Here is an 8,659-nt window from a genome sequence, read left to right as displayed (position 1 = left end):
CCTGCGGCCCGGGGTCCTGCGGCCCGGGGTCCTGCGGCCCGGGGTCCTGCGGCCCGGGGTCCTGCGGCTCGGGGTCCTGCGGCTCGGGGTCCTGCCCCGTCTCGTCCCCGCCTGTCCCGTGCGCCCGAGGCCCCGCTCCCACAAACCGCATAAGTACAATTTTCGTCATCTTTTGACCAGATTCTTCATCGTCATCTTGTGGGTTGGGTGCTACGATGCGTGTATGTTCTGGACAGGAGGTTTCGAACGTGTCGTTCTGGTCGTCGATTCAAACAGCGAGATCGCGCCTTATGCCGGGGTATTTCACATTGATGTTCAGCATTACGCTGGTCGGCATTGGCGTTTCCATCACGCGACCGTACTTGTCTTTGTTCGGAACCAGTGTGGTACACATGACGCCGGTGGAGCTCGGCATTTTCATGTTCGTGAACGGGCTCGGCGGGATCGCTGCGAGTACATGGCTTGGAAGAATGTCAGACATCAAGACGTCAAAGAAGGATATCGCGCTTCTGTCGTCGGCGTGTTCAGCACTCGGATATGGGGCTTATGTCGTTTTGCACTCGTATCTTCCGCTATTGATTGTTTCCACGATTTTGCTTGGATTGGCGTCCGCAGTCTACCCGCAATTGTTCGCCTATGCGCGTGAATCCGCCACGAGGCGTTCCAACGTGGATGCGACTTTTGCGATCTCGACCTTGCGATCGTTCTTCTCTCTCGCCTGGGTCATTGGCCCCTTGTGCGGCGCCTGGCTTCTGCAGGTGTTTCAATTCAATGGATTATTTGTCGCGACGGCAGTCATTTTCGCAGGCGTGTTCTGCATCGTCCTGCTTCGCTTGGAACGCCGTCCGCCAGCGGGCATTCTTGGTTCCCAGCCAGTCAAGGTGTTCGCGTTTTTGAAGGATCCGCACATCCTCATGTCGTGCATCTCGTTTGTGGCGGTGTATACGGCATCGTCGATCAACGGCCTTTACATGCCGCTCTTGGTGACGAAAACGATGCACGAGCCGCGATATCTGGTCGGTTCCATTGTCGCGCTCAGCGCTGGTCTGGAGATCCCCATCATCCTTGGCCTCAGTGCGCTATCTGCGCGAATTGGCAAGCGATCGCTGCTCCTTTTTGGCTCCATCTGCGGCACGCTCTACTACACAGGCGCGGCGTTGGCGCAGCGGCCATGGGAGATGCTTGCGCTGCAGTTGCTTTGCGCGACGTTCATCGCCATTAGCGTGAGCATTGGGATGGCCTACATGCAGGATTTCCTGCCCGACGCTCCGGGTTCGGCAACGACGTTGTACGCCAATACGACCAATATCGGCCAGATGGCTGGCAGCTTGCTCGGCGGCGGGATCGCCCAGTTTCTTGGCTACCGCGACGTATTCTGGATCTGTGTCGGACTTGGTGTCATTTCGTATGTCTTCCTGCTGCGTGGACGCTCGTTCAAATCGGCCGAGGCCAAGCTGAGGTTTTCCAAGGCGAGCGCATTCAACCGTTAGCCGGCGAGTGGATGCGGCCGACTGGCCGTTCCGATGTGTATTCAGGCTCGCCGCCATCCCCCAGCAGCGGTTTGTCGCCCTTTTACCAATCACCATACAAAAAGGCGCATGACCGAGTTCGCTCACTCAGCCACACGCCTTTGCTTCTATGTACTCCCGTTCTGCCGTGGGACAATCGGTTTTGAACCTGCTCTCACAGGTGGGTACCCTATCGCTGGTCCGGACGTCCACTCGAGGTGGCTTGCCCTTCGCAAGCTGGAATCGGATTCCCTTATTATACGCATAGATTAAAACCAAAAAATGCCCCACCAACATCACAGGAAGTGTTTTGGTATACGCAGTGTAGCACGATTTGACCGAAGACGCCAACCGAAAATCCTTCCACTGACGCCAAATTCGTCAATCGCCCAAATCCTCGGCTTGGCTGCCCTAGATCGGTGTTCGACCTCGGGGTTGCGGGATAGAGCCGGAGTCGTGCTGGACTTGTTTTGTGTCGGTCGATTTCGAATCCGGCCGAATCGCGAACAGCGAGTAACACGCTGCTGCTAGGCAGAGTGCGCAGATGGAAAAGAACACCGTTGCCTGGGAGACCTTGGAGAGCAGGGAGACTGCCGGTGGTCCAAGGGCGACGCCAATGTAGCGAACACTGCTGTAGAGCGATGTCACTGTGCCACGTTCAGCCTTTTCAATGCCTTCGGTGATGAGTGCGTCGAGACACGGCAACACCAAGCCGATGCCGATGCCGCCAACCACGAGTGCCGCAAGCAGGAGATAAATGTTGGTGAGGAGCGCGGCGGCGGCGATCGCGCCGGTTTGCGTGACGCATCCAGTGAAGGACAGCCACTTCATCAGGCGTTTGTGATCCGCGATTTTCTTGCCTGTCACGTATGACGTGATACACAGGAACAAGAGCGGGATGGCAAGTATGAGACCCTTGATAATGCCGTCGATGCCGAGGTCGTCTTCGAGCTTCGACGAAAGATAAAACATGGAACCGAAAATCACGAACATGCACACGCCGCCGATCGCGAATATCGCCACCAGCCAACGGCCCTTTTCCCGAAAGATGGCCTGGATGGATCGCATGAATTCGCGCAAATTCTCGGCTTTCGAAGAGGAACCATCGGCCTCTGCGCCATGTTTTTTCGGGACGTGGACAAAAAAGGCGACGAGGACAATGGCCGCTGCGCAGAAGGCCGGGATCGCCAGAAAAGGCAGAAACCAAATGACGAGTGCGAAGGCAGAACCGAGAATCGGGCTGATGACTTTCCCGAAGGTATTCGCCGTTTCGATGATGCCGAGCCCCTGGCTGACGTCGTCCTCACTGCGAAACATGTCGCCGACCAGGGGAATGACAATGGGCATGGCACCTGCCGAGCCAATGCCTTGGATGAAACGTCCGGCTAGGATCAGCCAGTAACTGTCTTTGATCCACCACGCGGACAAGCCGGAGACGAGCCCGCCGATACCTGTGATAACCAATGAAGGAATGATGATCTTTTTGCGCCCATATCGGTCGGACAAGTAGCCTGCTACAGGGATCAGGAAGATGGCGACGATCGAATACGTCGTAATCACCATGCTCACTTGCAGAGATGTGACACGCAGTTGCCGCTCCAATTGCGGTAAGACTGGAATCAGCATGGAGTTGCCGAGCGTGACGATGAGCGGGATCGAAGCAAGTGAAGCTAAGTCCATCCGCTTGTCGGCTTGCAAGTTGATCACCCGTTCTCAAGGATTTCGATCACTTTGCAGTAACGTTTCCCTCCGGCGACTGGGCCATTCTGTGTAAAAATTGGTGTGCGCGAGCAATGTCCGGTTGCAGGACCTTCGGTCATGGAGACTTCACGATCCGGATTTGAATGGTTTAAACAGCAGGGCGGACATGGCGATGATGCCAACGAGATCGAAATACGTCAACGTGTGGTCCAGCAGGCTGTAGTGCATGCCTGTCCACGTCAGGTTCGCCCAAAATGTCGGACTCAGAATGGCATCCATCGAGCACATGACGAGCACGCCTGCGCCGATGCCGCGCAGACCCCCGTACATCGCGATGGCGCCAAGCACCACTGTGGGAGGGATCATGGCCAAGATCCCGAACGTCGGCATCAAGGCGGAGATCACCGCAAGGACCAGTGCGACAAGTCCGCACGCGCGCACAGCAGGTTGAACGTTTGGTGTCGATTCAAGGATTTTCATCGCGTGCACCTGCCTCCTTTCCACTCCATGTTTTTCCACACTTTTGTTCGACCTATACCGATTCCGTTCATTATCGCTTCTAATATTGGTACAATCACTTGCGGAAGATTCGTCACAATCCATCGAGGCGCAGGAGTTCGAAGGGCAGGGGGGAGCCATGATGAAGATGGTGATCGTTGGGCCCGGCAGAGTTGGGACGGCACTCGCGCTGGCCTGTCAGGCGGCAGGCAATGAGATCGTCGGCGCCGTCCCGTCTCAGCGGGTCGACAGTCGAAGCGCGAAGGAGTTTGAAGCACTGACCCGTGCGCCTCTTCATCCATGGGAACGGGCGCCTGAACGCATCCGTTTCGCGGATGTGGTGTGGATCACCGTTCCGGATCGCCATATTGCCCAAGTCGCGCAATGGCTGGATCACACTGGGGCCATTCGATCCGGCCAAGTCATCGCGCACACCTCCGGGGCCCTCACCAGCGACGCGATCCGTTGCGTTCACAGCCAGGGCGCCTTTGCGGCGAGCTTCCATCCGCTTCAAACATTCGCAAGCCCAGGGATGGGTCCGAGATTGTTCGAGGGGATCACCGTCGCGATCGAGGGAGAGCGCCAGGCGACGGATCGACTGTCCGCCTTGGCAGCGAGTCTGGGTGCGGTTCCGGTCATGCTGGATCCGCAAAACAAAGTTCGCTACCACGCCGCTGCGGTGATGGCGTCGAACGCGCTGGTGGCACTGGTCGGTATGGCCGCCGATCTCGCCGACTTGCCCACCGGGCTGTCTGGTCTATTACCGCTTGTCCAAGGCGCTGTCGACAACCTGGTTCGCGTGGGTATCCCCGACGCTTTGACGGGACCCATCGAGCGGGGCGACGCAGAAACTGTGGAGCAGCACCTCCACGCCTTGGCAGGCATGCCTCAGGCGCGCGAGGTGTACGCCGCCCTTGGCAGGGTCACCGTGGATATGGCGTTGGCCAAGGGCAGCATCGACGAGGAGACCGCGAGACGGTTGCGAACATTGCTGTGACTGCTGCTGTGACTGCACACAGGCTCGGACGATTGACCAAAAGAAAGTGGGGGTATTCGATATGACAGACGTGACCGTCCGGACGCTGCTTCGAATGAAACGCAAGGGCGAGAAAATAGCGATGATGACGGCCTACGACTATCCGACTGCCAAGTTGTTGTCTCAAGCCGGCATGCATGTGCTTTTGGTTGGAGACTCGGTTGGCATGGTGGTTCAAGGGCACACCACGACGATTCCTGTCACACTGGATCAACTGGTCTACCACGCCAATATGGTTTCACGAGGTGCCGGGGACGGTGTGATGGTGGTTGCCGACCTGCCGTTTCTCACCTACCAAATCACCCCTGAAGACGCGATGCGACATGCCGCCCGGATGATGCAAGAAGGCGGCGTGCACGCGATCAAACTGGAAGGCGGACAATCGATTGTCCCCACCGTCGAGCGGCTGGTCACTGCGGGCATTCCGGTCATGGGCCACATCGGCCTGACACCGCAGTCCGTTCACGCCTTCGGCGGCTTCAGCGTTCAGGGCAGGCGGGCAGAAGAGGCGAACCGTCTGGTCGAGGACGCGTTGGCTTTGGAGAAGGCGGGGGCGTTCGCCGTCGTTTTGGAAGCGATCCCGGCAGAAGTCGCCAAGGTGATCACCGAGTCGCTCCGCGTGCCCACCATCGGGATCGGCGCCGGGCCCCATTGCGATGGACAAGTGTTGGTTTTCCACGATTTTTCCGGCTACACGACAGGCTATATTCCGAAACACAACAAACCCTACTTGCAGCTTGGTGATCTCATCGTCCAGGCTGCCCAACAATACGTGGAAGAAGTGCAAAGCGGCGCGTTTCCAGGTGAACCGCAAACCGTGCATCTGAAAGCGGAAGAACGCGACGCGTTTTTTGAAGTCCATGGAGAGGAAGCGAAAGGCGAATGACGAAAACGCTCTCGCAAATCAGCACTATTGAATCCCTTCGATCCGCCGTACGCGAGGCCAAATCGAACGGTCGCAAGGTCGCTCTGGTACCGACGATGGGCTATTTGCACGAAGGCCATCTGTCACTGGTGGAAGAGGCCAGCAAGCAAGCCGACTTCGTCGTCGTCAGCATCTTTGTCAATCCGCTGCAGTTTGGCGAGAACGAGGATCTGGCGAATTACCCTCGCGATCTCGATCACGACCTCCGGCTTCTCAGCGCTTCCGGCCACTGCGACGTGGCGTTCACGCCGTCGGTCGAAGAAATGTATCCTGTCCCGTTGGTCACGACGGTTCAACTGCCCAGCATGGCGAGCAAATTGTGCGGCAGGACCCGTCCCATTCATTTCGCCGGCGTCGCCACGGTCGTGACGAAGCTGTTTCAGATTGTGCAGCCCGATGTCGCCTGCTTTGGCCAAAAGGATGGGCAGCAGTTGGCGGTCATTCGCCGAATGGTGAAAGATCTCAACATGCCCGTCAACGTGGTCGGCGTGCCGACGGTTCGCGAGGAAGACGGGTTGGCCAAGAGTTCCCGCAACGTCTATTTGTCGAAGGAAGAGCGGGAGCATGCGCCGGTTCTGTACCAGGCGCTGTCCTGGGCCAAGGCGGAAATTGAGCGCGGGCAGCGCGACGCCACAGAGATCGTCCGAGGTGTCCGCGAGCGGATCGAACAAGATTCCATCGCGCGCCTCGACTATGTCGAAGCCGTCGAGATGGACACGCTTGAATCGGTTTCCGTCCTGTCAGGCGACGTGATGATCGCGGTCGCCGCATACTTCGGCAAGGCCAGATTGATTGACAACATTCAATTGCATGTCGAATAATTTCTTGGCCCCGCCAAAACAGGATTCATCCAAAACGTTCAGTTAAAGGAGACTGTTCCAGGTGCATCACACGAATCGACGAATGGTCACGATCGCCATGATGGTCGCGATGTTCCTGGTCGCTATCGACGTGACGGTCGTAAGCACAGCCATGCCGCACATCGTCAGGGAATTGAAGGGATTAAGTCTGTATAGCTGGGTGTTTGCCATCTACACGCTGACGACGAGCGTGACAACACCCATCTACGGCAAATTGGCCGATCTGTTTGGCCGCAAGATGATTTTCAGCATTGGCGTTATTTTGTTCGTCGTCGGCTCGATGCTGTCAGGTGCGTCTCAGAATATGACAGAACTCGTATGGTTCCGCGCCTTCCAAGGCATCGGGGCGGGGGCTGTCATGCCTGTCACGTTCACCATCATCGGCGACTTGTTCCCCGGTGAACAACGCGCGCGGATGCAGGGATTGTTTAGCGCGGTCTGGGGTGTCGCAGGCCTGCTCGGCCCACTCGTCGGCGGTCTCTTTGTCGACAACCTCTCATGGCGCTGGATCTTCTATATCAACGTTCCGGTGGGCGCTGTGGCACTCATTCTAGTCTTGATGTTTCTTCACGAATCGTTCGAGCGGAAATCGAAGAAGGTCGACTATCTTGGCGCAGCCGTGTTCACCGTCGGCGTTTCCGCGCTGCTCTATGCGCTTCTGAACGGAGGTTCCAAGTACGCGTGGGGCAGTGGCACCATTATCGGCTTGTTTATCGGTGCCGCCGTCTGTGTCGCACTCTTTATTTGGATTGAAGCAAAAGTCGAGGAGCCCATGCTGCCGCTGTCGTTGTTTCAGATTCCTGTCATTACGGTCGCCAACATCGTAACGTTCTTGGTCAGCGTGGTGTTGATTGGCACAAACGTGTACTTGCCGATGTGGATCCAGTCGATCCTCGGGCACAGCGCCACAAGCTCAGGACTCACACTCATGCCGATGTCCATCGCCTGGCCAGTCGGCGCGACACTCGCAGGCCGTTGGCTGTACAAGGTAGGGGCAAAGCGGACATTCGTCATCGGCTCGATCCTCGTTGTGTTGTCGAGCGCGTGGCTGCTGGCCATCGAACTCCATTCGCCGTACTGGTATTTCGTCGGCATTATGATCGTCATGGGATATGGCATGGGTTGGGTCGTTACACCGGCAACGGTGACCATCCAGACGGCCGTCGGTTGGCAAATGCGCGGTGCCGCTACCGGATCGAATCAGCTTGCGCGAAGCCTTGGTCAGACCATCGGCGTCACGATATACGGGAGTCTGTTCAACACGGACGTCATGCACTACGCCGCGCAACACCCTGGATCGGGCATCACCCAGCGGCAACTGTCGGGATTGCTTGACGCCGTCAGCGGCGGCGGCGCGTCGACCACAAACCTGCCAGGGACGGTGCGGACCTTCGTCGATCAAACGCTGGCGTACGCCCTGCACCACATCTTTGTCTGGATGTTCGCCGTCGCCGCGTTGGCGTTTGTCATCTCCTGGTGGCTGCCGTCACATAAACGCATTCTCGAGCAGCAAAAGCAAGTTGCCTAACGTGTTGCGAATGAGTTGGGAATCGTCTCCCGCGCATGAGTTCCCGGTCGGATCGGTCAAACTGTAGTGAAACGGATCTGGATAGGGAGGCTTCTGCAATGGAGCGATTTCGCAAAGGAGATCGATTCCCGGCGACGTCCGAGACGGTCGAAGACGGGCTGGCTGTGACGCATGAGCAGGTCGAAGACGTTTATTACGCCGGCACCAGTGACGGCATCGTGTTCTTGGGCGAAGGGCGCGTTCGCGATTTGAAACAAGGCCGCCCCGGCGAAGAGGAGAACCGCTCGGGAGAGGAAGAGGAGAACCGCTCAGGCAACTGAATCGAGCGAATCGAGTGAGAGTGAACCAAGCGCATCAGGTTGGCGAGCGTATGAACAGGCGGGCCTGATGAATCGCCAAACATGCAGTGTTCAGCTGTTTCTGGAATCTGCGATCTGAATGGACCGCGGAATCTGGGGCAGCTGATTTTTTTTGTTTTTGGGCCATGTGGCCCAAGGGACAAGGGACAAGGGACAAGGGACAAGGGACAAGGGACAAATAAGCGTCCCAGGACGCTTATTTGTGTCGAAAAATCGGACTGAGGGCGAATAGGCAGCCGCGGAC

At 57.5% G+C, this 8,659-nt stretch carries 8 protein-coding genes and 1 other RNA gene; 6 read left to right on the top strand and 3 right to left on the bottom strand.

Annotation, left to right across the window (positions count from 1 at the left end; genetic code table 11):
* Window positions 1–248: 248 nt before the first annotated feature.
* Window positions 249–1,490 carry a sugar efflux transporter gene (locus tag AAC01S_RS17475; RefSeq protein ID WP_067625506.1) on the top strand — a complete coding sequence of 414 codons (1,242 nt, stop codon included), beginning with the start codon at window positions 249–251 and terminating at the stop codon, window positions 1,488–1,490.
* A gap of 149 nt (window positions 1,491–1,639) precedes the next feature.
* Here the strand turns inward: AAC01S_RS17475 and ssrS are convergent.
* From ssrS to AAC01S_RS17460, 3 genes are all read right to left on the bottom strand, one after another.
* A non-coding RNA gene (gene ssrS, locus AAC01S_RS17470) (6S RNA) lies at window positions 1,640–1,816 on the bottom strand.
* Window positions 1,817–1,919: 103 nt separating this feature from the next.
* Entirely contained in the window at window positions 1,920–3,188 is a 1,269-nt protein-coding gene (gene bcbE / locus AAC01S_RS17465; protein ID WP_083511942.1) for a bacillibactin exporter BcbE, read from the bottom strand.
* A gap of 147 nt (window positions 3,189–3,335) precedes the next feature.
* Window positions 3,336–3,689, bottom strand: coding sequence for a hypothetical protein (locus AAC01S_RS17460; protein WP_067625503.1), 354 nt, complete (start codon window positions 3,687–3,689; stop codon window positions 3,336–3,338).
* Window positions 3,690–3,849: 160 nt separating this feature from the next.
* Between AAC01S_RS17460 and AAC01S_RS17455 the strand changes: the two genes are divergently transcribed.
* The 5 genes from AAC01S_RS17455 to AAC01S_RS17435 all read left to right on the top strand — a co-directional run bounded on the left by AAC01S_RS17455 (window position 3,850) and on the right by AAC01S_RS17435 (window position 8,376).
* Entirely contained in the window at window positions 3,850–4,704 is an 855-nt protein-coding gene (locus AAC01S_RS17455; RefSeq protein WP_067625500.1) for a Rossmann-like and DUF2520 domain-containing protein, read from the top strand.
* A gap of 61 nt (window positions 4,705–4,765) precedes the next feature.
* Window positions 4,766–5,629 carry a 3-methyl-2-oxobutanoate hydroxymethyltransferase gene (gene panB / locus AAC01S_RS17450; protein WP_067625498.1) on the top strand — a complete coding sequence of 288 codons (864 nt, stop codon included), beginning with the start codon at window positions 4,766–4,768 and terminating at the stop codon, window positions 5,627–5,629.
* A complete protein-coding gene (gene panC / locus AAC01S_RS17445; RefSeq protein WP_067625495.1) occupies window positions 5,626–6,489 on the top strand; it encodes a pantoate--beta-alanine ligase in 864 nt (287 codons plus the stop codon). The genes panB and panC overlap by 4 nt, the downstream gene beginning before the upstream one ends.
* A 61-nt stretch (window positions 6,490–6,550) precedes the next feature.
* Window positions 6,551–8,056 (top strand): MDR family MFS transporter, encoded by a 1,506-nt coding sequence (locus AAC01S_RS17440; RefSeq protein ID WP_245630277.1) that lies wholly within the window; start codon window positions 6,551–6,553, stop codon window positions 8,054–8,056.
* Window positions 8,057–8,154: 98 nt separating this feature from the next.
* A complete protein-coding gene (locus tag AAC01S_RS17435; protein ID WP_067625491.1) occupies window positions 8,155–8,376 on the top strand; it encodes a YozQ family protein in 222 nt (73 codons plus the stop codon).
* Window positions 8,377–8,659 lie beyond the last annotated feature (283 nt).

The organism is Alicyclobacillus acidiphilus NBRC 100859 (assembly GCF_001544355.1).
Taxonomy (GTDB): Bacteria; Bacillota; Bacilli; order Alicyclobacillales; family Alicyclobacillaceae; genus Alicyclobacillus; species Alicyclobacillus acidiphilus.
This window is presented reverse-complemented; position numbering and strand designations above follow the sequence as displayed.

Coding starts and splice junctions, on each gene's coding strand:
- panC (WP_067625495.1), top strand. CDS start 5,626: ATGACGAAAACGCTCTCGCAAATCAGCACTATTGAATCCCTTCGATCC.
- AAC01S_RS17460 (WP_067625503.1), bottom strand. CDS start 3,689: ATGAAAATCCTTGAATCGACACCAAACGTTCAACCTGCTGTGCGCGCG.
- bcbE (WP_083511942.1), bottom strand. CDS start 3,188: ATGGACTTAGCTTCACTTGCTTCGATCCCGCTCATCGTCACGCTCGGC.
- AAC01S_RS17455 (WP_067625500.1), top strand. CDS start 3,850: ATGAAGATGGTGATCGTTGGGCCCGGCAGAGTTGGGACGGCACTCGCG.
- AAC01S_RS17435 (WP_067625491.1), top strand. CDS start 8,155: ATGGAGCGATTTCGCAAAGGAGATCGATTCCCGGCGACGTCCGAGACG.
- panB (WP_067625498.1), top strand. CDS start 4,766: ATGACAGACGTGACCGTCCGGACGCTGCTTCGAATGAAACGCAAGGGC.